This window comes from Archangium violaceum Cb vi76 (assembly GCF_000733295.1).
In the GTDB taxonomy this organism is placed as follows: Bacteria; Myxococcota; Myxococcia; order Myxococcales; family Myxococcaceae; genus Archangium; species Archangium violaceum.
This window is the reverse complement of record NZ_JPMI01000197.1, coordinates 1-24,855: the sequence shown is the minus strand read 5'-3', so window position 1 is coordinate 24,855 and position 24,855 is coordinate 1. Positions and strand designations below refer to the sequence as shown.

The 24,855-nt window shown below is 67.8% G+C and carries 13 protein-coding genes and 1 pseudogene; 8 read left to right on the top strand and 6 right to left on the bottom strand.

The window, feature by feature from the left end; all coding sequences use genetic code 11:
• Positions 1-46 precede the first annotated feature (46 nt).
• Positions 47-3,301, top strand: a complete 3,255-nt coding sequence (locus tag Q664_RS26390; protein WP_043401554.1) for a serine/threonine-protein kinase — start codon at positions 47-49, stop codon at positions 3,299-3,301.
• Here Q664_RS26390 and Q664_RS26385 read toward each other — a convergent pair.
• The gene (locus tag Q664_RS26385) at positions 3,287-4,546 is read right to left on the bottom strand and encodes an ADYC domain-containing protein (protein WP_152622353.1); all 1,260 of its coding nucleotides are present in this window, start codon (positions 4,544-4,546) and stop codon (positions 3,287-3,289) included. The genes Q664_RS26390 and Q664_RS26385 overlap by 15 nt on opposite strands.
• A 258-nt stretch (positions 4,547-4,804) precedes the next feature.
• On the opposite strand from Q664_RS26385, the gene Q664_RS26380 reads away from it, so the two are divergent.
• Both Q664_RS26380 and Q664_RS26375 read left to right on the top strand, forming a co-directional pair.
• Positions 4,805-6,196, top strand: a complete 1,392-nt coding sequence (locus tag Q664_RS26380; protein ID WP_043401548.1) for a sigma-54-dependent Fis family transcriptional regulator — start codon at positions 4,805-4,807, stop codon at positions 6,194-6,196.
• A gap of 308 nt (positions 6,197-6,504) precedes the next feature.
• Positions 6,505-7,365 carry an SDR family oxidoreductase gene (locus Q664_RS26375; protein WP_043401545.1) on the top strand — a complete coding sequence of 287 codons (861 nt, stop codon included), beginning with the start codon at positions 6,505-6,507 and terminating at the stop codon, positions 7,363-7,365.
• 10 nt (positions 7,366-7,375) lie between these two features.
• On the opposite strand, the gene Q664_RS26370 is transcribed toward Q664_RS26375, so the two are convergent.
• Together Q664_RS26370 and Q664_RS52675 are read right to left on the bottom strand one after the other, a co-directional pair.
• The gene (locus Q664_RS26370; protein WP_043401543.1) at positions 7,376-8,347 is read right to left on the bottom strand and encodes a L,D-transpeptidase family protein; all 972 of its coding nucleotides are present in this window, start codon (positions 8,345-8,347) and stop codon (positions 7,376-7,378) included.
• Between the two features lie 4 nt (positions 8,348-8,351).
• Complete coding sequence (locus Q664_RS52675) at positions 8,352-9,689, bottom strand: M23 family metallopeptidase (RefSeq protein WP_052518695.1); 1,338 nt, start codon at positions 9,687-9,689, stop codon at positions 8,352-8,354.
• Positions 9,690-10,031: 342 nt separating this feature from the next.
• Here Q664_RS52675 and Q664_RS26360 point away from each other — a divergent pair, with 342 nt between their 5' ends.
• Positions 10,032-10,433, top strand: a complete 402-nt coding sequence (locus Q664_RS26360) for a hypothetical protein (RefSeq protein WP_043401540.1) — start codon at positions 10,032-10,034, stop codon at positions 10,431-10,433.
• A 57-nt stretch (positions 10,434-10,490) separates the two neighbouring features.
• Complete coding sequence (locus tag Q664_RS26355) at positions 10,491-11,033, top strand: hypothetical protein (protein WP_043401537.1); 543 nt, start codon at positions 10,491-10,493, stop codon at positions 11,031-11,033.
• Positions 11,034-11,069: 36 nt separating this feature from the next.
• Here Q664_RS26355 and Q664_RS52670 read toward each other — a convergent pair whose 3' ends face one another.
• The gene (locus Q664_RS52670) at positions 11,070-15,254 is read right to left on the bottom strand and encodes a hypothetical protein (RefSeq protein WP_052518694.1); all 4,185 of its coding nucleotides are present in this window, start codon (positions 15,252-15,254) and stop codon (positions 11,070-11,072) included.
• Positions 15,255-15,381: 127 nt separating this feature from the next.
• A complete protein-coding gene (locus tag Q664_RS26345; protein ID WP_043401534.1) occupies positions 15,382-16,191 on the bottom strand; it encodes a M12 family metallopeptidase in 810 nt (269 codons plus the stop codon).
• A 260-nt stretch (positions 16,192-16,451) separates the two neighbouring features.
• On the opposite strand from Q664_RS26345, the gene Q664_RS26340 reads away from it, so the two are divergent.
• The gene (locus Q664_RS26340) at positions 16,452-17,234 is read left to right on the top strand and encodes a hypothetical protein (protein WP_043401532.1); all 783 of its coding nucleotides are present in this window, start codon (positions 16,452-16,454) and stop codon (positions 17,232-17,234) included.
• Between the two features lie 94 nt (positions 17,235-17,328).
• Here Q664_RS26340 and Q664_RS26335 read toward each other — a convergent pair whose 3' ends face one another.
• Complete coding sequence (locus tag Q664_RS26335; protein ID WP_043401529.1) at positions 17,329-22,638, bottom strand: trifunctional serine/threonine-protein kinase/ATP-binding protein/sensor histidine kinase; 5,310 nt, start codon at positions 22,636-22,638, stop codon at positions 17,329-17,331.
• 241 nt (positions 22,639-22,879) lie between these two features.
• Between Q664_RS26335 and Q664_RS26330 the strand changes: the two genes are divergently transcribed.
• Positions 22,880-24,106: a cytochrome P450 gene (locus Q664_RS26330; protein WP_052518693.1), complete on the top strand. Its 1,227-nt coding sequence runs from the start codon at positions 22,880-22,882 to the stop codon at positions 24,104-24,106.
• A gap of 364 nt (positions 24,107-24,470) precedes the next feature.
• A pseudogene (locus tag Q664_RS58035) lies at positions 24,471-24,855 on the top strand (hypothetical protein); the annotation flags it as partial.

Sequence of the window (24,855 nt, the reverse complement as noted above, 5' to 3'; positions counted from 1 at the left end):
CGCCTCGCCCCACACCTCCCACTGGCAACAGCAGGGTTCGCTGCCCATGTCGAATCCCGGTAAGAAAGAGCCGACGCTCGAGCCTACCCTCTCGCCAGAACGCGTCGACACGCCCCTCCTGGAGCCCACGTTGCCGGGAGAAGGCACGGCGCGGGCCGCGGAGCTCCCGGTACCCGTTGCCGCTCGGCCCGGCGAGGAGTTCCCGGTCCCCCACTGGGACCGTTACGAGTTCCTCTCACCGCTGGGCAGCGGAGGCATGGGCGAGGTGTTCAAGGCACGGGACCGGCGCCTGGGCCGCGTCGTCGCGCTCAAGTTCATCCGAGGGGCGGACCCCGACAAGGTGATGCGCTTCCTCCAGGAGGCCCGCGCGCAGGCACGCATCGATCATCCGAACGTGTGCAAGGTGTACGAGGTCGGCGACGTAGCCGGGAAGGCCTATATCGCCATGCAGCTCATCGGGGGCGAGCGGCTGGACAAGGCGGCCCAGGGCATGTCCCTGCCCGAGAAGGTGCAGGTGATGAAGGAGGTCGCCGAGGCCATCCACGAAGCACACCGGCTCGGCGTCATCCACCGGGACCTCAAGCCCTCCAACATCATGGTCGAGCGCGGCGAGGACGGGCGCTGCTTCCCGGTGGTGATGGACTTCGGCCTCGCGTACGACATCGGTCAGGGGCACGGCCTCACCCAGACGGGGGCGCTCATGGGCACGCCCTCGTACATGGCACCGGAGCAGGCCCGCGGCGACGTGCGCGGCATCGACCGCCGCTCGGATGTCTACAGCCTGGGCGCGACGCTCTATGAGCTGCTCACCGGCGTGGTCCCGTTCACCGGCGACTCCCTCATGGGCACGCTGCAGAAGGTGCTCCACGAGGAGCCGCCCGCCCCGCGCACACACGTGCCCCAGCTCCCGGGCGACCTGGAGACCATCACCCTCAAGAGCCTGAACAAGGAGCCCGAGCAGCGCTACGCCTCCGCCCGCGCCCTCGCCGAGGACCTCGGACGCTACATCGACGGCGAGCCCATCCTCGGACAGCGCCCGAGCCTCGCGTACCGGCTGCGGCTGCGGGCACGGAAGCACCGGACCCTGGTGGCCGTCTCGGCGGTGTCCCTGGCGAGCATCCTCGTCCTCGCCGCCTTCGGTGCGCGCTCGTGGCTGGAGGCCCGCACCACCCGGCAACGCTCCGAGGAACGCGCCCGGCTGGCCGGACAGCTCGGGCAACAGGTGAAGGAGATCGAATGGTTCCTGCGCGCCGCCTACACCCTGCCCCTGCACGACACCAGCCGGGAGCAGCAGCTCGTCCGCGAGCGGATGACGCGGCTCGCCTCGCAGCCCCATGAGCTGGGGAGCCAGGGTGAGGGGCTCGTGCACTACGCGCTGGGGCGCGGCTACCTGGCCATGCACGAGTTGGAGCGGGCCCACGAGGAGCTGACGCGCGCGCGGGAGAAGGGCGTCGACTCGCCCGAGCTGCACTACGCGCGAGGCCGCGTGCTCGGCGAGCTGTACCACCAGGCACTGGAGGACGCGCGCAACAGCGGCGGCAAGGAGTGGGTGGCCCAACGGCAGCGTGCCCTGGAGAAGCAGTACCTGGAGCCGGCGCTCCAGTCGCTCGAGCGCAGCAGGGACCTGGACCTGGAATCGCCCCGCTACCTGGAGGGACTCATCGCCTTCTACCGGCGGGACTACGACGCGGCGGCACGGCTCGCGGCCCAGGCCGCGGCGGAGACGCCCTGGGTGTACGAGGCCCGGAAGCTCGCCGGTGACGTGGCCTACACCCGCGCCATGGAGCACCTGGAGAAGGGCGAGTACGACCCGGCACGCACCGGGCTCGAGCAGTCGAGCCACCTGTATGAGCAGGCCATCGAGTCCGGCCGGAGCGACGCGCGCAACTACGAGGCGCTCGCGGAGGTGTGGTTGCAGCAGTCGGTGATCGACTCGCGGCGGGGACGCTCGCGCAAGGCCTCGCTGGAGCGCGCGCTGGAGACGGGAGACAAGGGCCTCCACGCCTCACCGCTGCGCGCCTCGGGGTACACGAAGAAGGCCCAGGTGCTGATGCAGTGGTACCGGCTGATGAACTTCGAGAAGGGCGGACTGGACCCGGAGCCCATCCTCACCGAGTGGACCGCCACCGCCGCACGCGCCGTGAAGCTGAACCCTCGAGACGTGTACGCCTACGACATGCTGGGCTACAGCCACTTCATGCGCGCGCTCCGGCTGGCGCGGGAGGGCGCGGCGCCGGATGCCTCGTGGGACGCGGCCATCTCCTGGCTGGGCAAGGCACTGGAGCTCCAACCCGAGTACCCGTGGGGGCACAACGACCTCGCGCAGGTCTACCGCTGGAAGGGCAACCACGAGCGGGAGCACGGCGAGGATCCCCGCGAGTCCTACGCCCGCGCCGAGCACCACTTGAACCAGGCGGCGCGCAGCGACCCGTCGTACCTCCTGGCGCACACGAACCTGATCGAACTGTACGGCGCGAGGGCGGTATACGAGTTCTCGCGCGGGCGCAGCCCCCAGGAGGACGTGGACAAGGCGCTCCAGGCGGGCGAGCGGGCCCTCGCGCTCGATGGCAACTACTTCCTGGCGCTGAACCAGGTGGCCCTCACGGAGCTGACGCTCGCGCGCTACCTCGTCGCCAGCGGCGGAGACCCGCGTCCGGTACTGGAGCGGGCATTCCAATACCTGGAGCGCTCCGCGGCCATCAACGCCACCTACGGGCGCACCCCGCTCTACCGCGCCATGGGCCACCTGGTGGAGGTGGAGCACGCGATGCGCGAGGGCCAGGAGCCCACGGCCTCGCTCGAGGCGGGACGGCGGGCCCTGGCCGAGGCCTACCGCCATGACTCCGGTTGGGTCGAGTGCCGGCTGGTGGGCTCGAGGCTCGCCCTGGCGGAGGCGGAGTGGGCGAAGCGGCGGGGACAGCCGGAGTTGCCGCTGCTCCAGCAGGCGCTCGCGGAGGCCCGGCGCGCCGTGGAGATGTATCCCTATTACGAGACCCACCAGCAACTGGCGCGCGTCCACTGGCGGCTGGCGGAGGCCTTGCCCGCGAGCAAGGCGTCCGGCTCCATCTCCGAGGGGCTGGCGCAGGTGGAGCTGGCACTCCGGCTCGACCCGAACCTGGCGCACGCCCATGCCCTGCATGGAGGATTGCTGCTGGCCCGGGCCCGGACGATGCGCGAGGCGGAGCGCCCCGGCACCGTCCAGCGGGCCCGGGCCGCGCTCACCCGGGCCCTCGAGCTCAACCCGCTGCTGCGGCGGGAGTACGAAGCGCCGCTGCGCGAGGCGGAGTCAGGGCAGCGTTGACGGGTCCTCCACGGGGCCGGTGAAGACCTTCCCCTGAAGGGTGTAGTCCTCGGGCGAGCACGGCCCCACGCCGTAGGTCTTCAGGTTGTTCTCATTCTGCCCGAGCCAGGGCTCGGCCGTCGGACGGCGGCGGTTCTTCGTGTTGAGGCACACCGCGCCGAGCGGGCTCCAGAGGGCCTCGACGTCCTCGAACGAATCCTGTGGCCTGGCGAAGCCGTACTGGTCCCGCCTGAAGATCTTCGTGTTGCGCTTCGTGTAGCTGCGCCAGTCCCCCTTGCCGACGAAATAGGCGGCCCGCTTCGCCTGCAGGCAGGACTGGTAGACGTAGTCGCGAGTCTCGTCCCGCAGGCCCGTGGCGGGATCCCAGGGCGTGTAACCCCAGGCCAGGCAGGTGACGATGGAGCCCTGCTCGCAGCCCATGGTGACCACGGTGGCGTCGTCCTTGACGTAGCCGGTCGCGCCACTGACGCGCTGCCCCGGGAGGAAGGAGACGACGGTCTCGTCATCCCCCGCGCAGTGCCGGAGCCAGGTGTTGTTGCCCGGACGGACTTCCCGGTAGTTGAGCCTGTAGCGGTACACCCCATCCTGCGCGGTCTTCTCCTTCTGCTCGGTGACGAACCGCATGTCGTAGGAGATGAGCTGGGTCGCGTCTCCATGTCCCATCGGCATGGACTTGAGGCTGAGGATCACCTTGCTCACGTCGGCGCCCGTCAAGGTGTGCTCCACGCCGTTCTGCCGGTACTTGAGGGTGAGCTGGGTCCGGTCTCCCTCGACCGCGAGCATGTACACAGGAGAGGAATCAGACGCGAGCCTGGCCTCGACCGGAAACTCGACGACGCCAAACACACCGTTCAGATAGCGGACGGAGAGCATGAGCCCCTTCGGCCTGTGGACGAAGGCCTCCGGGCAGAAGTACTTCGTGTCGCCGACCATGAAGCAGTAGTTGCCGCCCTCGGCGGTGTAGAGGCCCTTGGCGTTGCCATTGCCACCCGGGTCACAATTCCCCGTGGGGCACTCGTCGGTCACGGTGATTCCCGCGATCAGCGCCTTGTCGATGCCGCAGAGGGGCCCACCAGGGCAGGTCGAGACCGGGCCCGTGGTGGGCTCCGCCGGCCGGATCACCTGCTGGCACGCGCCGCATCCGCTGGCCACCGTCACCAGGGCCATACAGATGAGCCATGCAGACCACCGCCCGCTGCCCTCGCGGGTACCCACTCGCTGTGTCTTCGTCGTCTCCATATCCATGATGACCTCCCCCTCGTGCGGCGGCACGGGCGGGCTCCCCCCTGCCGCGAACCCACCCGCGCCACCGCGAACACTGGTTGGCAGGCGGCTTAGCCAAAGGCATGCCAGCACGTCAAAACACAGAGGCCGAACAATCCCGGGCACATACCGCGCACGTCGAGCCGGGAGACGCTCGACGGCAGACGGAGTGGCACAACACCAGGCACAGGTGCTGACACAACGAGCCGTGCCAGACACACCGGCTTATAATGCGCGCGCATGGAACAGGACGGGTCGACCCTCAAGCCGAGCGGAATTTTGAATGGCAAGAATGCCGCCGTGGAGCGAGTCCCGGGCCTGATGCGGCTGTTCGCCGCGGGGACGGCGATGGCGGTGGCCCTGCCTCTCAAGAATGGAGAACTGGAGCTGGGACGGGGCTCGCCGGCGCTGGGCGAGGCGCAGGATCCGCGGATGTCGCGCCGCCATGCGCGGATCCACTTCGACGGGCGGCGCTTCTGGGTCACCGATCTGGGAAGCCAGAATGGCACCTTCGTGGATGGGGAGCCCGTGCCCGCCAACACGCCCCGCGAGGTGCAGCGGGTCATCCGCATGGGGGACTCGCTCTTCGTGCCTGGCGCGGATGTGCATCCCCTGGAGCAGCGTGGCGTGGTGACGCGCGAGGGCTTCATCCGGGGCCCGGCCCTGCAGGGGCTGCTCGACGAGGTCTCCCGCGCGGCCCGGCTCGGGTTCCCGCTGCACATCCACGGCGAGAGCGGCACGGGCAAGGAGGGCGTGGCGCGCGCGTTCCATGAGAACGGTCCACGCGGCACGGGCCCCTTCGTGGCCGTCAACTGCGCGGCGATTCCCCAGAGCATCGCCGAGCGGCTGCTCTTCGGCGCCAAGCGCGGCGCCTACTCGGGGGCCGATGCCGATGCGCCGGGCTATCTCCAGACGGCGGACGGCGGGACGATCTTCCTCGACGAGGTGGTGGAGCTGGACCTGGCGGTGCAGGCGAAGCTGCTGCGGGCGCTGGAAACCAAGGAGGTCCTCTCGCTCGGAGCGGCGAAACCCAAGCAGGTGGACATCCACATCTGCTCCGCGAGCAACCGGGACCTGCGCGCCCTCGTGGCGGCGGGAAGACTGCGGGAGGATCTGTACTTCCGCATCGGCCGGCCGGAGGTGACGCTGCCGCCCCTGCGCCAACGCCCCGAGGAGATCGCCCTGCTGCTCCACCGCGAGGTGCGGCAGGTGGCGCCCCAACTGACGCTGCACCTGTCCTTCGTGGAGGCATGTCTGATGCGGCCCTGGCCGGGCAACATCCGGGAGCTGCTCGTCGAGGCCCGTAGCGCCATCCAGGCGGCGCTCATGCAGGAGTCCCCGCGTGTGGAGGCCCGCCACCTGAGCCCGAGTGCCGGCACCGCGTTCGGCGCCGCGGCGTCGGTCCCTGCCCCACCCTCTCCACCACCAGAGCACCGGGAGCCCCCGAAGGAAGCGCCGTCGCGGGCGAAGCCGCTCGACACGGACGAGCGGACGCGCATCGAGGAAGCACTGCGACAGAGCGGCGGCAATGTGGCCGCCACGGCCCGGGCGCTCGGCATGCACCGCACGCAGCTCCGGCGATTGCTCGAGCGCCACGCCCTCTCCGCTCCCGCCGACAACGAGCAGGAGTAGGCATCGCCAAAGACAATCATCTCCTATGCACGGTGGATGGCGACTTCCTATTCCGATGTGCGAGCCGCCGTCCAGGGGATGCAGAACAAGTCATCTGCTCGAATCTTCGCCAACTACGGCAGATGATCCCGCGGCTGTTCATGTAGTCCGGGCAGACGCTGGGAACGAAGCCGGGTTCGCTCTCCCTGCATTGGCGCTCCCGGTGGTCCACAGGTGAGCGCGGGTTGTCACACGAGCAGAAGGCACCGTGCCCGGACGTCCTCTCGGGGTAACGTCCTCTCCGCAGTCAGTCAAACAGGGGAGAAGACATGGCGACGATTCTGGTGACGGGTGCCACGGGCACCATCGGTTCGCAGGTGGTGTCCGCGCTCAAGGGCCGCAGCGACGTGACGGTGCGCGTGGCCGTCCGCAGCGCGGCCAAGGCCGAGTCCCTCGAGGGCGGCAACGTGACGCCCATCGATTTCGAGTACACGAAGCCGGAGCTCATCCAGAAGGCCGTGGAGGGCGTGGAGAAGCTCTTCCTCGTCACGCCCTTCACGCCGGATCAGGTGGACCTGGGCGCGCGGCTCGTCGACCTGGCCAAGGCCGCGGGGGTGAAGCACATCGTCAAGCTGTCGGCCATGGGCGCGGACGTCGAGCCCGGCATCCAACTGGGCCGGTGGCACCGCACCCTGGAGCGTTACATCTCGGGCTCTGGCCTGACGTACACCTTCCTGCGGCCCAACAACTTCATGGAGAACTTCATCAACTTCTATCCCCCGGGCAAGGACGGGAACATCTACCTGCCCTGGGGCCAGGGCGCGTGCAGCTTCATCGCGGGCTCGGACGTCGCGGCGGTGGCCGCCGCCACGCTGACCTCGAGCGGCCACGAGAACAAGGCCTACAACCTCACCGGCCCCGAGGCCATCACCATCGGCCAGGCCGCCGCCACCATCGCCGAGGTGTCCGGCAAGAAGGCGAACTACGTGGACGTGCCGGAGGCCGCCGCGAACAAGGCCATGCTCGACATGGGCATGCCGGCGGGGCTGGTGGATGCGATGATGGAGCTGCACGCCATCGACAAGGCGGGCTACGCCGGCGAGGTGACGGACGCGGTGCGGAAGGTCACCGGCCGTGCGCCAATGACCTTCGCCTCGTTCGCCCGGCAGCACGCCGCGGCATGGAAGTGAAGCACCCCCGCTAGAACAGGACGACCATGGCGCCCTCTGGGATCTTCTCGTAGAGGGCGGTGATGTCCGGTGTGTGCATCACCACGCATCCCCAGGACAGCCGGCCGCCCGTCTCCTCCCGCGTCCACGGCCCCACCCAACCGTGGAAGCCAATGCCGCTGCCCAGGCGCGTGGAACTCTCGGTGGGTTTGCGCTCGGCCCACGCGCGGGCGATGCGGTCGCGCACCTGGCGGGTGATGAGTCCTTCGGCGAGGCCCCGATCCGCGTCCCACGTGTTGGGATAGTTCAGGCGGATCCAATGGCCGCCGTAGTACTCGGCGTAGGGTCCCGTGAAGGTGCCCCGGTGCTTCTGCACCACGTGGTACATGCCCATGGGCGTGCGGTTGTCCCCGCGGACCTGCTTGCGGCCCTCGGCCTGGCCAAAGCCCACCTCCACCCGAGCCAGCTCCCGCCCCCGCGTGTACAGCCGCATGGCTTGGTCCGTGTGTGAGACGAGCAGCAGCACGGGCTCCTGGGCGGGTTGGGGCAAGCGCGCCCGCGCCTGGAGGAAGCTCCGGGCCTCGGTGTTCGACAAGCGCTTGCCCCCATGCAGCGTCACCGACAGCCGGCCCTTCGGGGCCACCCGCCCCAATCCCTGTCCACGCTTGACCGTGTCACCCGGACGCGGCTTCCGCTCCGCCAGCGGGGCGTACTCCGCGCGGATGCGCAGCAACTCGTGGTTCTCGTAGAAGAGATGCTCCAGCGTGAGCGATTGGGCCTTGGCATCCACCGCCACCACACGCCCGTGGGCCAGGGCGCGGACCTCGCTGCCCGCGGGTGCGCGGGAGGGAGCCGGCAACGGATCGAATCCATCCGCGGGCGGCGTCGAGGGGTGGAGCCAGGCCTCGAAGGCATCCGCGGTTGGAGTGGCCTGGGCCCCCGGCGACAGGAGGAGGCCCAGGGTCCACATCACGGCGAGGAAGGGACGCGGGGACGAGGACATGGATTCAGTCCGCGGTATACACGCGGGGCTGTTGACCTCCCCCCAGGTAGACGGCGTCGATCGGCCCGGACGCCGGGATCCCGGTCGCCATCCTCGTCCAGCCGCCATTCATGACAGCGGTCTGGTACAGGTTCCCGGCTTCGGCGGTGAACACCTGCGGCCACCCACCGCCCATGTTCAGTGCCGACAAAGTCGCGCCGGGCGCAATCGCGATACCCGTCGACATCGTCACCCACTCCGTGCTCGAGGCCCAGATCTGATGGAGCTGCCCGTTCAGCACGGTCATCACCTGAGGTGCGCTGCCCCCCATGTACACCGCCTCGAACGCATCGCCGACCGGCTGTCCGGTTGACCCGATGTGCCAGGCGCCGCCGCCGGTCCACACCTGATACAGCGTTCCACCCTGATTGATCATCGCCTGGATCGAGTTGTCCGCCATCAACACGGCGGAGACCTTGCCCGTCGTGCTGATGCCAGTCCAACCCTTGTGCCATCCATTCGAATCACCCCAGACGTGCATGAGCCGGCCATCCTCCACCGCGAGGATTTGCGGCGACGCCTGCCCGACATTCACGGCGGACATGCTCGTGGCGTTCAATGCGAGCCCGGAGTTGAGAGTGACCCACCGTCCACCGTTCACGAACGTGTGCCAGAGGTAGCCGCCGGAACTGCTGAGGATGTCACCCCATCCCGTCCCCATGTTCACGGTCGTGAAGACATTCGATGAGATCTGCTGCCCCGTGCTCATCTTCTGCCACGCGCCACCGTGTACCGCCGTCTCGTGGATCGTCCTGGTCGTGTTGGACTGGAGCCCGGGAAAATCCATGGGGATCGAGTAACCCCTCGTCACCGTCTGGCCGCACGAGTAACCCTGGTTCGCGATGTTCGCCCCGCTCCGCTTGAGCTCGAAGTGCAGGTGCGCTCCGAATGAGTTTCCGGTGTTGCCGATGAGGCCGATCGTCTGGCCCTTCGCCACGGTCTGGTTCAAGGCGACGGCCGGAGCCTGCTGCATGTGCGCGTAGAGCGTCGTGTAGCCGGACGCGTGTGTGATGATCACATAGTTTCCATAGCCTGACGTGCCGAAGTTGACGACGCGCGTGGTGACGACCCCGTCGTACGCGGCCACGATGGGCGCACCCGACGGGCCCGCGATGTCGATTCCAGCGTGCGTTGGCCTGGGGTCGGAGGGGCAGCCGCCGACCAGATACGTGACCTTCCCCGAGGCCGGCTGGATCATCGCCGCGTAGTCGGCCCGGGCCGGCGACGCGCCAATGAACGTCGTCGCGATGAGCCCGAGCACTGCCAGGGTCTCCATGAAGCGCCTGCGTACCGCGAAGTGCATACGAACTCCCGTTTCATCCAATTCAAGGAATTCGTGCACACTAGCCGAACCAGGCAAGGAGTGCATCCAGCTCAGCGAGCCTTCAGCTCCCCATACCTGGGCTGACAACTTCCCCTGCGACTGAGCCGGTGGGGGGACTCAGAAGTGAAATACCTTCCGGATGGGAGCGGGGCCGAACGAGCGCGTCTCCACACGCTCGTGGGAGTTGGAGCCGTTGACCGGACAGCGACCAGCAGAGCAGGAGACGTAGCATCCCCTATACATAGTGTTTGCCTTCACCCTCCGTGCATCCCATCCTCTCGCGCGGAGTGACATCCCGTCACACCAAAGGAGACAGACAGCATGAGGAAGAACAGCGCGAGGCTCGTGGGAGCGGCCGCCACGGCGCTCCTCGGAATGACCGCGTGGGCGGGGCTCAAGTACACCAGAACGGTGAGCGTCACCCTCGGCAGCAACGGAAGTGGTAGCGCGTCGGGCTCGCTGGCGGACGCGAGAAACAGCCCGGACAGCGTGCAATACATCGGCTGCGAGACCTACGTCTATGGTGGCAGCCCCGAGGTCCTCTGTTGGGCTCAGGCCTCGAACGGCGTCTTCGGCTCGTGCTACTCGAGCAACCCAGCCATTGTGGCCGCGCTGCAGAGCATCAAGGGCGACTCGGAACTCGGCTTCAATTGGAACTCAAGCTCCGAATGCACCTTCGTCAGCGTGGCCAACCATTCGTACCTCGCGCCCAAGAACCCCTGATTCCCGCCCTCGGGAGGCGCGCGGACGCCATGCCTCCCGGGTCGTGGAGCCCATTCCATGTCCACCCCACTGAAGCGGCTGCTGGCCGCGTCGCTCATCCTTGGACCCGCCACCGGCTTCTTCGTGGGGCGGCTGACGGCCCCCGACACCGGCGACCGTCCCCTTCTGCTCGAGCTCGCCCGGCAACGCGCTCTGCTCGAGGAGCACCTCGCACGGGCCGAGGCCCCGCCTCCCGAGGTGCGCTGCGCTGTCGTATCCCCTTCTGGCGGCACCGTGGACGCCCAGTGGCCGCGGGCCGAGTTGGTCCAGGTCCTGCGCGACGAGCTGGCACGGGCACACCACACGGAAGCCCCCGACACGGCGCCCCGCCCTCCCCCTCCTTCCGAGCCACCCGCCAGGAGCCTCGCCGCGCACCAGGAAGGCCACCAGATGGTCGACCGCGCCATCAGCGCCCGGCGCTGGACGACGGAGGACGCCGCCGCGCTGCGCTGGGTGCTCGCCGACATGACGGCCCCCCAGCGCGCCGAGGTCATCCGCCGCCTTCTCGCCACCCTCAACAGCAACACGCTCGACGTCCAGACCCAGGGCCCTCCGTTCTGAGAGCCCCGCCGTCCACGGAGAGACGGCCTCGCCGCGCTACCAGAACTTCAGCTTCTTGACCGTCTTCTTCGTGCTCTTGTAGGCGCTATTGGCGGTGTTCTCGATGGTCTTGCCCGCCTTGTTCCCGCCCTTGCTCAGGTCGTTGGCGAGCGCCTTCGCCTCCTTCTCGCTCTTCTTGTAGACATCCCTGAAGACCTTGGAGGTGTCGCCGACCCCGTCCATGACGCCATCGGCGACGGCGTTGGCCCACTTCGTCGAGTCCTTGAAGACGTCGTTGAGCGCGTCCGCGCACTTCTTCTCGATGATCTTGGGCAGACGCGAGAACGTGTCACCCGTCACCTCGACCTTGAACCTGCCGAGGTCCACGCGCTGGCCGGCGAACTGGAAGTCGGCCTCCAGCTCGAGCTCGGCGCCGCTGCCGTCGCCGCCGCGGCCGGTGTTGCTCGCCCACTTCGCCCTCCCGGTGCTCTCGTAGAGGACGAAGTTGCTGTCGGCCTGCAGCTTCATGATCCCGAGGTTCGGGGTGTTGCTGCCGGTGGCCCAGATGGGGCCCTGGGGCGCGTAGATGACGAGGTTGCCGTCGTTCTGGAACAGCAGCGTGTTGCCGCCCCTACCGCCGCTGTTCGAGGCCCAGATCCGGCCCCAGTTGGCGCCGTCGATGCGATAGAGCACCAGATTGCCATCGGCCTCGAAGACGAGCCTGGCCACCTCGTTCTCGAGCACCGTGGAACCCGGCGCCCAGCGCGTGTCCGGCGCGGCGCTCACGTCGTGGGCCTTGCCGGTGATGTCGAGGTCCACGTCCACCTCGATGTCGGTGTTGATCTTCGCCTTGCCCAGCGGGCCGAGGTCCACGGTGCCGACGCCAACCATCACCTTGCCGCTGACGCCGAGTCCGGATTTGCCGAAGCGCGCATCCAGGTCGAACTTCACGCCCGGCATGAGGTTGCCCACGAGCTCGAAGTCGATCCCCTGCGTCGTCACGTTCGCGTAGAGGCCCCGCTCGACGCCAAGCAGCGTCAGGCTGCCGTTGATGTAGAAGTGCGGCGGCTGGAACTGCACGTCCTGCTGGTCGGGCTGGGAGTACGTCGCGGCGGAGATCCTCGGACCGCCGCCGCCCTGCAACGCGGCGATGGAGAAGAGCTTGTCATCGAGGAGCGAGATCTTGTCCATCTGCGCGTCGATGGAGATGCCCCGGCCCGGCACGACGTCGATGGTGGCCTCGGCGTCGAAGCCGCAGAACGAGAGGGCGGCGTTCAGGTAGAAAGCCTGCCGGAACTTGATCGTCCCGATGCTGGTCTCCTGCGGCGCGAAGTAGAACTGCGGCGAGACGCGCACCCGGATGTCGTTGCCCTGCTTGTCCAGCTCGTAGTGCCGCATCTTCGTCAGATCGGTGAGGTGCCACGAGGAGCCCTTGGACCTCGGCACCACCGCGAGCTGCTGTGACGACGACGGGATGGCCACCTTCGCCGCCTTGTCGAACGCGCTGGAGATCTTGTCGCACTCCAGCCCGTCGAGCTCATCGGTGAGGTCGCCCGGGAGGGTGAACTCGCGGGTGCCCTTGATGGCGACGCTCTCGAGCACCGCGTCCACCGGCGACTTCATTCCGCCGAGGAACACGCCCGCCACGTCCTTGAAGGTGAGGCCGCTGATGGAGCCCGCCACCAGGCTGTTGGCCGGGTTGGTCGAGTCGAAGAACACCGCTACCGAGGAAGAGAAGCTCTTCGTGTCGATGGTCGCGGCGACGCCGAGGCTGGGGATGCCGCCCCAGTTCACGCCGACCTGCAAGGCCACGTTGCTCAGCTTGAAGGGCCCACAGTCCACCGCGGTGGCGCCCTTCATCGTCGCGGACATGAACGCGCCGCCGGAGACGAAGGCGGTGGTGACATCGAAGGTCTGCTGCTGCTTCTGGATCTTCGCGGTCAGCGAGCCATTGAGGAAGAAGCTCGGCTTGCCGTTGCTGAGCATCACGCCGAGCTTGTAATTGAACGGCAGGCCGTTGAGCTTCGACTGTTGCGAGAGGAAGAGCTGCGAGTCCTTGGCCGGGTTGGCGCCCACGGCCACCGTCACCCGCTGCGTGCCACCGAGCCCCAGCAGATTCATCACCAGGTTGTGCTGCTTGTCATTGGGGTCCAGCTGCCACTCGGCGAAGGCCATGAAGCCCTTGCTGACCCCGGTGGCGCCGGTGGGCAGTGACAGCTTTCCGGTGGAGAGCGCCGGCGTCTTGAACTGCGCCAGGTCCGGGAACTGGAACTTCGGGTTGTCGATGGACGAGACGATCAGCATCAGCTTTTGCAGCTTGACGACGTCCTCGATGGACTCGAGCGCGGAGAGGCCGGGGAGGCTGGAGAGCCTGGCCGCGCCGAGATCCATCCCCGCGGCGAAGCCCCACTTGCCAGCGGACCTGCTCGCCTCGAAGGCGAAGAGGCCCACCTTGTCCAGCGCGGCGGCGAGTTGGAGCACGTAGTCCTCGCCACGCTTCTGCACGAGCGCGGAGGCGGAGGAGAACGTCAGGTCGAAGTCCGCTGGCATCTCGCCCACGAGGTCGCAGATCTCGTTGATGAGGCCTCGCAGCTGGATGTCCTTGAAGTCCCCACGCAGGGCGAAGTTGGCGGGGATCTCATAATTCATCGCCAGGCGGAGGTTCTTGCCGAGCGACGCCGTGCCGGCGAAGGAGCCCGAGACCGAACCGGTCTTCGGAATCTTGAAGTCGAAGGACACGTCCCCGATGGTGATGCCGTTGCGGCCCACCGGAAGGGTCCACGGCTTGGGCTTGCCGGCCAGCTGCGTGGTCATCGAATAGGACTTGCCCGGCGAGATGCTGAGCCCCAGGTGGGTGACGGTGAGGTCGCTCGGGGCGGGCACGCCCGGCACGTGGCGCTTCATCAGCGACGCGAGCGGGAGGGTCTGGTTGTCCATCCGCGCGTAGAGGGTGAACTCGCCGAGGATGCTCTCGCCGATGACGGAGATGGGGACGCCCTCGATCGTCACGGTGCCCATGACGGAGACCGCGGTGGCGGTGTTCTTGCCGCCGAACGGCTCGAGGATGCGGAAGCGGCAGGCGAGGTTCTCGACCACCAGCGTGTCGTCCCAGATCTTCCAGCGGAGCTTGGGCATGCCCACCATCAGCACGATCGAATCCACGGTGGGGGTGGTACCTCCGGTGGAGAGCGCCAGCCCGAGCTCCATCAGCTCCAGCTTCTCCAGCGCGTTCACCGCGTCCTTCAGGTCCGCGGGCAGCGCGGAGACGAGGTTGTCGGTGCCGGCGATGTCCACCAACTGGCTCAGCTTGCCCAGCGTCACGCCGTTGCATCTGGCGGAGAGGAACGCGCGGGGCAGGCCCCACTCGAGGTTCGCGGCCAGGTCCAGCGTGATGCCGGCGCTCGCGACGGAGAGCCGGCCGGTGTAACCGTACCCGGGCTGGAACGAGGCGTTCGCGTCCTGCCAGTCGGTGGACGGCGGGGTGTAGATGCGCAGCGCCGCGTCCTCGAAGGCGAGCTTGCCGATCTTGAAGTCCAGCGAGAGCGCCGCCTTCAGGTGGATGCCCGGCGCCTCCGGCCGATCCCACACGAGCTCCCGCGGAGCGAGGCCCCGCGTCTTGTCCGTGAGCTTGGGAATCCGCACCGGCCCGTGGAGCACGAGCGGCTCGGCGCCGTTGATCGCGTACTCGAGAACTCCGGCCATGCCCTGAGGCCGCATCTTGCCGAGTACGTTCACGCCGGGCTCGAGCGGGACGCCGGAGTCCGGATCCTTCCGCGCGTGGGTGGAGACCGCGTAATACGTGTCGAAGAGGTCCAGCGAATCCACGTACGGCTTCTGCTGGGCCGAGACGTCCACCGGGGCATCATTGGTGGGGTACCCGGTCGCGTAGTTCCACATCGCGGGCAGCTTGGGGAAGCTGCGCGAGAACGTCCAGGCGGCGGGCCCCGGCATGCTGTCCCGCAGCTGGTAGCGGAGCAGCGCCTGCACGTTGCCCTCGCCATCCAGGGAGAAGCGGGCGGTGACGGGCAGGTCGGCGACGCCGAGGAAGGTCGACCGGCCGGTGATGACGACGGTGTTGTCCACACCATCACCCGGCCCCGGGGCGGCGTCCGAAATCACGAGGGGCTGGCCCAGATACGAGTCGTCCAGGAGCGCGTCCACGGTCGAGCCCAGGGCAGCGTGCGAGACGGTGAGCGTTCCACTGCTGGGGACGAGCGCGGCGCGCAGGTTCTCGAATTTCATCGGAATTCACCTGAGGCTCGATGGGACAGAGCCTTGAAACGAAGAGGGAAAGGGGTGCCCGGGAGGGCAAGAGGCAGCGGGAGCCGCGCCGGATGAGCCGCGCGGCGCGGCTCAGTGGGCCGTGCCGCTACTGGGCGTTCTGCGCGGGAGGGCCGGGATACAACAGCCTCAGGGTCGTGACGTCACCCAGGCTCGGGGTCCAGAGACCCGCCTCGACCTCCTGCCGGGTGGGGTAGTTCAACGGGCTGGGCCGCCCCATCTTCTGCTTCCACCGGGCGTAATTGAGCGATGGCTGGACCGCCCTGAAGAGGGGATCCGGGTTGGCATCCATGTACGCCTGGAGCTGTTTATCGTCGCAGTTCCACTCGTACCCCGTGGTCTCCGGGTAATGCATGATGGACCAGATGTCGTAGTCGCCAACGGCCTGGTAGCTGTCCCGCTTCTTCTTCAGCCCGTCGGCGAGAAACGAAAACGCCGCGGTCACGCACAGCCTCGGGTTATTGCCAGTGAAGGGGTTGTCCTTGGTCAGGCCCTCGACACGGTCGTTCTCGTGAAGCAGTCCCATGATGTGTCCGAGTTCATGGGGGATGCTCTTGATGTGATCATCCGCCTGCCTCTTCCACTGGATGTAGAAGGACCTGGTGCCGTCGTAGCCATTCAGGCCCGAGCCGCTGCCGTCGTTGTTCCTGGTCAGGTCGATGACCTTGTAGACCGGAGCATCCTTGCTCCAGATGAACTGGATGTGGGTGATGCCGTCGGCGTTGACGAACCGCATCCACCGCTCCATGCACTCTTCGATGGTGTCGACGAGCTTCAGCCGGTCGAGCGCCAGCTGTTGCTGTCCGCCTTCGGGCGTCGACGTGTCGGGGAGCTTGTAGTCGTAATAGATCTTGCCGCCCGGCCACTTCTTGCCGTCGTCCTTGAGCCGATGTCCCATGGTTCGGGTCCTCTCTCGCCGTGTACGCAGTGCGTAGAGAGAGACCCGTGGGATTTATTTTCGGGCAACGCCCCCCAAGATAGGGATGCCCCTGACGCAAAGGGAGCCCCACGGGCCGACACCCGCCAGCGTGGAGGGGCGGGGGCCTTGGGAGCGAGCGGGGACGTGCCCCACAGGTGGGCCCCACCCTGGCGACCTCGAATCCCGTCACAACGCAGTGGCTCTCCCGTCTAACCCGAATACCGACAGGAGATCTTGCCATGCATCAACTGACGAACGACGAACAGAATGCCCTGTACACCCGCTCGGCAACGAACACGGGGACGATCGTCACCGTCGCCGGGGCGAATGTGCGGGCCCACCCTTGGGTCGTGTTCGGCGCACCCATGTTCCAGGACACGAGTCCTGCCTGTTGGAACTGGACGCTGATGGCCGGTGACTCCACGGCGGGTACGGACGACCCCTCGCACGGGTACGACTCCGTGCGGGGAGCGCCACGGCCAATCGCCGGCTGCTGGGCGGCAGGTCAGGCGGCATCGACCGCCATCATCAACGACGCAAACCTCAGGCCGCCCGCTGGCTATACGTGGAACGAGCACGGGGTGCACGTCCCGAACACGAGCGATGTGGCGACATACCGTACCTGGTTCAACCAGGTGGTGCAGGCTGTATCCGTGAGGGAAGCCACCTATCACGGGTACACGGTGCTCAACTCGACGTGGGTCGCCTTGAACACCTTCGTCCCCGTGCGCACCAACTACTACGTCTGCATGTTTCCGGAGTTCGGGCTTCAATACGACCAGAGCTACGCGTTGGCCAACCATCGTCTGTACAAGCCGCCCATGTATGACCATTGGTGGCTGCAGGTGCCCGCAGGAGCCGGCCATTATGTGAGCCTGGACACCGTGACCAACAACTCCTTGCGCATCTTCCGCGATTCGCACATCTGGGCCAACCAGGCTCATCAGGTGTTGGTGATGAACGTGAATGGGATTCTCGACTCGCATCAAGCGAAACTCGAGGTGATGGGCCTGCTGACCTGAGCGCGGTGGTGAAGCTCACAGAAGGCGTGGTGCCCCGAGCCGGAGACGTCCCAGGCGCCCTGCTGTCAGGCGGCGGGTTCGATTCCCGCCGCCGCTACGAAGTCCCCGCCAGGGTGAGTGGAAGCTCCAGCGTGGCGACTGCGCCCTGGCCGGGCCCCTTGCTCTCCAGGGTGAGCTGGCCCTTGAGCATCTGCGCCGCCAGCGCGCTCGCGTGGAGCCCGAAGCCGTGGCCATCCTTGCGCGTCGTGAAGCCGTGCATGAACAGCTTCCCCATCAGCTCCGGTGCGATCCCCACCCCATCATCCACCACCCGGATGCGCGCCACATTGCCCGCGGCCTCCAGCTTCACCCAGAGGTTGCGCTTACCCTCGGGTACTCCATCCAGCGCTTGTCTCGCATTGCTGAGCAGGTTGATGAGGATCTGCAACACCTTGTGCTTGTCCACGCACACCCGGGGCACCTGCGACACCTGCCGATGGACGGCGACACCGTGGCGCTGCAATGACGCCATCTGGATGCGGAGCGCGTCGTCGATGAGCCCGGACAACTCGCACTCCTCCATCATCAGCGAGTTTCGCGCATACGTCTGCTGCACCTGGACGATGGCGCGGATGTGCTCCATGTGCCGGTCCATCGCATCCAGATCCTCCATCAAGCGCATCTGATCGCTCATCATGTCCTTGCCCAGCGCCGTCAGGTAGTCCGGAAGCTTGCCGCCGCGCGGGTCCTTCGTCAGGAAGTCCGCCAGCGCGCCCCGGTGTTCCACCAGCAGCGCCGCGGCCTGATTCAACCGGCCCACGCGCAGGGAACCCACGATTTTACGCATCATCTCCAGGTTGACCACGGCACTGGTGAGCACATTGCCCACGTTGTGCAGCACGTTGGAGGCCACCTCCGCCATGCCCACCTCGCGCGCGGTGTCCACCAGACGCGCCTGGGCTTGCCTGAGCTCGTAGGTGCGCTCCTCTACCCGCCGTTCCAGCTCGTCATTGGCCTGACGCAGCTCCGTCCGGGCGCGCTGCACGTCCGCGTACAGCCGTGCGTTCTCGATGGAGATGGCCGCCTGCGAGGCGAGGTGTCCCAGCACCGCCAGGCGCGCCGGGCTGAAGGCGTTGGTGGTCAGGTCGTTCTCCAGGTACAGGGCCCCGGCGAACCGCTCCCGCCGCATCAGGGGCAGGCACAACACCGAGCGCGCTCCACTGTGCGCCAGGTAGGCATCGGAGGCGAAGGGGTGGGGATGGGAGGCATCCCCGATGAGCACGTGTTCCCGCGTGCGCCGGACATAGGAGAGGAGCGTCCAGGGCAGCGCGTGGTGGCCCGCCTCGTCCGAGGCCTCCATGGCGCCCTCCGGCGAGAGCTGGAAGAGGGCCGCCACCGAGAGCCTGTCCCCCTCGGGGAGCAGCAGCGCGCCTCGCTGGGCGCCCGCGTTCTCCAGCGCCGCCTGCATCAGCGCCGTCACCAGCCGCTCCAGCACGATCTCCCCAGAAACCGCCTGCTGCGCCTTGAGCACCGTGAGCACGTCGATGCGGGTGGAGTCCGTGCTGCTGGTGGTCAGTGGATCCTGGGAAAGCTCCACGGAGACGAGCTCCGGCCACTGGGACTCCAGGTGCTGGACCTTGGCCCGCGCGCCCCACCGCAGGTAGGCCGCCCGGGCTTCGCGCGCGAAGGCGTGGGCGACGATGGGCGCCTGGCGTGTGCGCCAGAATTTCGCCGCCAGCTCACTGGCCAGCCCCACGTACTGCGTGGCTCCGTTCTCCCGGGCCACACGGATGGAGTCCTCGTAGGCTCGCGTCGCGTCCTCCGAGTGCCCGAGGAGGCGGGCCCGCTCCGCGAAGACGAGCCGCTCGAGGGCGCGGAAGTTCTCGGGGCACAGCTCCGCCCACTGAGCGAGCTGCCCGTGGTGCTGCTCGATGGCCTCGAGGAACTCCCGCTGCCGCTCGGGCGGGGCCCCCTCGAAACACGCGGCCAGCGTCAGGGCCCGGAAGAAGTGACCTTCGCGGGAGTTGAGGGTGCCCAGGTTGGCCCACAACAACCCGGCCGCCTTCTCCGCCGCGTCATGGGCTTCCGCATAGGCGCCGCACATGAAGCGGGACTGCATCTTGTAGACCCAGTAATGGCACCGCGTGCCACCCAGCCGCTCGGGCGTCATCCGCGCCTCGAAGTCCCGTTCGTCGAACCCCTCCCCGCTCAGGGTCTGGAACGACAGGGAGTGGCCCCGCATCTGTTGCACGTAGCGCTGGGTCACGAGATGCCACTCCAGCGGATCCAGGAAGCCCGCCTTGCGCAGGTACTCGCCGCGCACGAGCGACTCCTGGTGGACCTCGTCCAGGGGGTGCCCCATGGCGAGGCGGTTGATGACGAGATAGACGCTGCAATAGGTGGCGGGCGCGACCGCCCCCACTTGAAGCGAATGGTGCAGGCCGCTGAGGAGGAGCTCCTGCGCCCGGGCGAGCGGCTGGACCCAGTAATGGCTGAACTGCATGCCGAGCAGCACATCTCCCCGGTAGGCGGCCAGGTGGTAGCGCTCGACGAAGCCGAGGGCGAGCCGTGCGAAGGCCATTCCCTCCCGGTGGCGCTTGAAGAACGAGCCGGTGATGACGGCGAACCAGACGATTCCGAGCACGGCGGAGTCCACGAAGCCGTGGCGCAGGGTGAGGGAGACCACCCGGCTCAGGATGACGATGAGCAGGTGGGGGTCGGAGGAGTAGGCGCCCGGGAAGAGCTTGAAGAGGGCGAGAACGGTCAGCTTCACGTCCGGGTCGTTCATGGGAGGCAGCTCGATGAGGCTCTCGATGGGGCGCTGCCCCAACAGGGCCCACACCTCTTCATTGGCGGCGACGGCCTCCTCCCACGTGGTCCGCCGCGACACCGGCGAGCCCAGCAGCTCCAGGCACTCCCGGATGCTGTTCATGCCCTGCAGGTACTCACCCGTGGCGAAGTGGATGTCCTGGGTCAGGAGGTAGATGGCCACGGTGTCCGCGCGGGAGCGTGCCCGGGGGCGGAACTCCGCGACCTGGCGCCGCGCCTCGGAGGGGGAGCCGCTCATGAGCTCCGTGCGCGCCTGGGCCAGCCGCACCTCGAAGGCCAGGGCGTGGTCCGTCTCCCAGGGCTCCCCGGGAATGAGCGAGAAGGCCATGGCGAAGTAGCCGAGGGCGGGGATCAGCGCGAGCGCGGCCTGGGCCTTGCTGCCCGCCTCGGCGTTGAGCCGCGCGAGCTGGTGGCGCTCCGCGGGGTCCTCCATCAGCGCCACCCCGGTGTTGAGCTGGCTCACCACCTCGAAGAGGGACTCGCGCACCTGCTCCGGGGACAGGCGCTGGAGCAGCATCCGGCCGATGCGCAGGTGCACCTCCTGGCGCTGCGCCTCGGTGCTGAGCGAGTGGGCCGCCTGCTGGATGCGGTCATGCAGGAAGCGGTACGTCTCCGCCCCCACGCGCCCCAGCATGCCCTCGCGCAACGCGGGCTCGAGGCCCTGCTCCACCTCCTCCACCGAGGAGAGTCCCGAGAGGGTGCCCAACAGCTGGAGCGAGAAGGCGGTCCCCGCGCACGCCGCCAGCCGCAGCAGCTGCTGGGTGCCTGGAGGGAACTGGCGCAGCCTCCCCACCATGAAGTCGACGATGTTCTCCGAGTAGCCCCGGGCCCGGACGCCCTCGGCATCCCACCGCCAGCCTCCCTGGGGAAGGCGCACGAGCAGGCCCTCCTGGTGGAGCGTCACCAGCAGTTGCAGCAGGAAGAAGGGATTGCCCCCCGTCTTCTCGTGCACCAGCACCGCCAGGGGAGCCACCACCTCCGGGCTGGCTCCCGGGAGCGTCGCGCCCACCAGCTCCTCCACCTGCGCCAGGAGCAGCGGCTCCAGCCGGATGTCCGTGATGCGCGCTCCCGCCTCGCGCACCTTCTCCAACACCGCCATCAGCGGGTGGGTGGGGCTCACCTCGTTGTCCCGGTAGGCGCCGAGCCACAACACCGGAGGACTCTCCGGATGGGACATCAACTGCTCGAGCAGCTTCAGGCTGGAGGGGTCCGCCCACTGCAAATCATCCAGGAACACCACCATGGGGTGCTCCTGCGTGGCGAACACCGACAGGAACTGGCGGACCACCCGGAAGAAGCGGTGCTGCGCCTCGCTGGCGGGCAGGGCCTGGAGCCCGGGCTGACGGCCCACCAGCGTTTCCAGCTGGGGCACCATGTCCACGAGCAGCTGACCCTGGCCATCCCAGGCCTGATTCACCTGCTCGCGCCACCGGGAGAACTCCTCCTCGCTCCCCGCGAGCAGTTGCTGCACCAGGCCGCGGAGGATCACCGTCAGGGTGACATAGGGGATGTCCCGCTGGAACTGGTCGAACTTGCCGCGCAGGAAGAACCCACGCCGCTGGACCACGGGCTTGTGCAGCTCGTTGACGACGGAGGACTTGCCGATCCCCGAGTACCCGCTGACGAGCAGCAACTCCGGCCGGCCCGTGCGCGCCACGCGCTCGAAGCCCTCGAGCAGGGCGCTCACCTGCGCCTCTCGCCCGTACAGCCGTTGCGGCAGTTGGAAGCGCTGGGGCCTGTCCTCTGTCCCCAGCGGGAAGACCTCCTGCTCGCTCCGGCTCCACGCCTCGCGGCAGCGCTCCAGGTCCGCCTTCAAGCCCTCGGCGCTCTGGTAGCGCTCCTCGGCCACCTTGGCCAGCAGCTTCATCACGAGGGCGGACAAGGCCCGTGGTACCTGGGGATTCAGCTCGTGGGGCGGCCTGGGCTTCTGCGCCATGTGGGCGTGAAACCACTCGAGCGCGTCCTGGGCCTGGAAGGGCCTGCGCCCCGTCAGCAGCTCGTAGCAGGTGACGCCCAGCGAATAGAAGTCCGTGCGGTAGTCCACCGTGCGGTTCATCCGTCCCGTCTGCTCGGGCGACATGTATGCCAGCGTGCCCTCGATGAGGTGCGTTGGCGCCGCCTCCAGGTGCTCCACCTGCTGCAGCGTGGCCACACCGAAGTCGATGAGCCGCGCCTCTCCCGACGGCTCCACGATGATGTTGGAGGGCTTGATGTCCTTGTGGATGACGTCGCGGCGATGGAGCTCGGCCAGGGTGGAGGCAAGCGAGAGGGCCAGACTCAAGAACCGGGAGACCGCCATCGGCTCCCCCGTGGCCTCGGACAAGGCCTCCCCGTGCACCCGCTCCAACAGGAGCAGGGGCCGCCCGTGCAGGCGCTCACAGGCATAGGGCCTGGCCACCCCGCGCACGTCCCGCAGCCGCTGGAGGATGGCGAACTCCCGCCGGTACCGCTCGTTCTCGCTGGAGCTGGGGACGGGAGCCATCGGCGTCTTGATGATGAGGGGCACCCCATCGGCTTCGCGCACGGCTTGGAACAGCACGCTCGACCCCGTCGCTCTGAGCGTGCCCTGAATTCGGTAACCCGGGATGTCCAACATGAAGAAATGTCCCCATGGGCCAGAGCCACTCATCGCGGCTGCGTGACGCCAACCCCCAATGGTATGCGGTTCCATGCGGGGCACGGTGGGTGGAATGACTCCTAACCTGTAGGGGCTTCTCGGACGCTTGCTGGTCGGGGTACCGGGAACGCCGCCTGGCTCGTGGACGGCCCGCCGTTGCCGCGGCTCGCCGGAGGGCATGGAATCCGGTGATGATGGGGGGAAGTCCATGAGGAGAGCCATGAACGACATCTCCACCCACTTCAATCCGATGGCCCCCGACCAGCTCCACGACCCGTATCCGCTCTATGCGCGGATGCGGCGGGAGCGGCCCGTCTTCTACAGTCCCATGTTCGACCTGTGGGTCGTCACCCGGTACGCGGACATCTCCGAGGTGGAGAAGGACACCGCGCGCTTCTCCTCGGTGGGAGCGCTCGATGCCAGGGCCGAGCCACACCCCGAGGTGCGCGCCGTTCTCGCGCAGGCGTATCCTCGCTTCCTCTCCCTCGTCCAGAGCGATCCCCCGGACCACGCCCGCGTCCGTGCCGTGTTCGGCAGGGCCTTGAGCGCCCAGCGCATCGCGGCGATGGAGCCCACCCTCCGGGAGACGGCGGACGCGCTCATCGACGGCTTCATCCGCGATGGCAAGGCGGACCTCATCCAACGGTTCGCCTACGCGCTGCCGGGCTTCATCATCTGCGACCTGCTCGGTGTGCCGCGCTCCGACATGGAGCAGCTCAAGCGCTGGTCCGATGACAAGACGCTGCTGATGTCGGCGACCGCGCCCATCGAGCAGCAGGTCCAGAGCGCGCACGGCTTCATCGCGATGGAGCGCTACTTCCGGGAGCAACTCCACGAGCGGCGGCGCCACCCGCGCGAGGATCTGCTGACGCTGCTCGTGCCTCAGTCGATGGGCGGCACCGCGCCGCTGAGCGAGCAGGAGGCGGTGTGCAACGCCATGGACCTGTTCGCCGCCGGCCATGAGACGACGACGGGACTCATCGGCAACGGCCTGTGGCTGCTGCTCAATGCCCCGGAGCAATGGAAGGCCGTGCGGGAGGACCCCAGCCTCCTGCCCAACGCCCTCGAGGAGGTGCTGCGCATGGAGTCACCCATCCGCGGCTTCTTCCGGACGGTGATGGCCGATACCGCGCTGAGTGGGGTCACCCTCCCGAAGGGCTCGCGGGCGTTCATCCTGTACGCGTCCGGCAACCGCGACGAGACACAGTTCACCGAGCCGGACCGCTTCGACATCCACCGCGCCGACGCGAAGAAGCACCTGGCGTTCGGCAAGGGCATCCACTTCTGCGTCGGCGCCCAGCTGGCGAAGCTGGAAGGGCGGATCGCCTTCGAGCAGTTGCTGCGGCGGTTGCCCGGCCTGCGGCTGCGGACGGACGAAGCCCCGGTCTTCCGGCCCTACTTCATGCTGCGCGGCTTCGAGCACCTCCCCATCGCCTGGGACGTCTAATAGGCATCCGGCGATGATGGCTTCCCGCGCCTCGCCAGCGCCCACGAGCAGTCGCAAGGTGATGCGCAGGTTGTTCCGCGTCAGGCTCGCCTTCACGGCATGCAGGTGCAGCCGGGCGAGGTGCTGGGCAGCGCTCAGAAGGGACGGCGTTCAAGCATGTGTCCGGACATGATGTACTCTGGAGGAGACTCAGTGTAACCGCCCCGATCCCTGGCGCTCCTCCGGATGGCTGCTGGCTTCTCTCCGTCCCCTTGCCGTTGAGCACTTCGACGACGGAATGCACTCTCTCCTAGCGAGTGCGGAACACCCTCGTTGTGCCCTATGATTCATTCGGATTGGGTAGGGCTTCACGTCAGGACCGGCCATGAACGAACCACGTACCGTTGCGCTCAGTGCGTTAGGAGCAGCGACCTCCCTGGGAAGCATCGTCCAGGCGGCGGCGGCGGCACGAGCCGGCCTGGTGAGGCCTGGCGAACTCCCGGAGTGCTGGCACCTCGATGAGGAACTCAATGAACCGGTTCCAATCATCGGCCATCCCGCCTCCTGGCTGACAGACGGTTTTGAAGGGTTGGGGCGGTTCGCTCAACTGGGGCAGACGGCGTTGAGTGATCTGCTCGCATCGTGCCCACGAATCCAACTGCAGCGGGCCGGTCTCTTTCTCTCCCTACCGAAGGACTTCGGGCAGGAGGAGGACGGGGATGACAACGAAATGCAAGCCGTTGGAGACGAGGAGGACGAAGAAAACATGG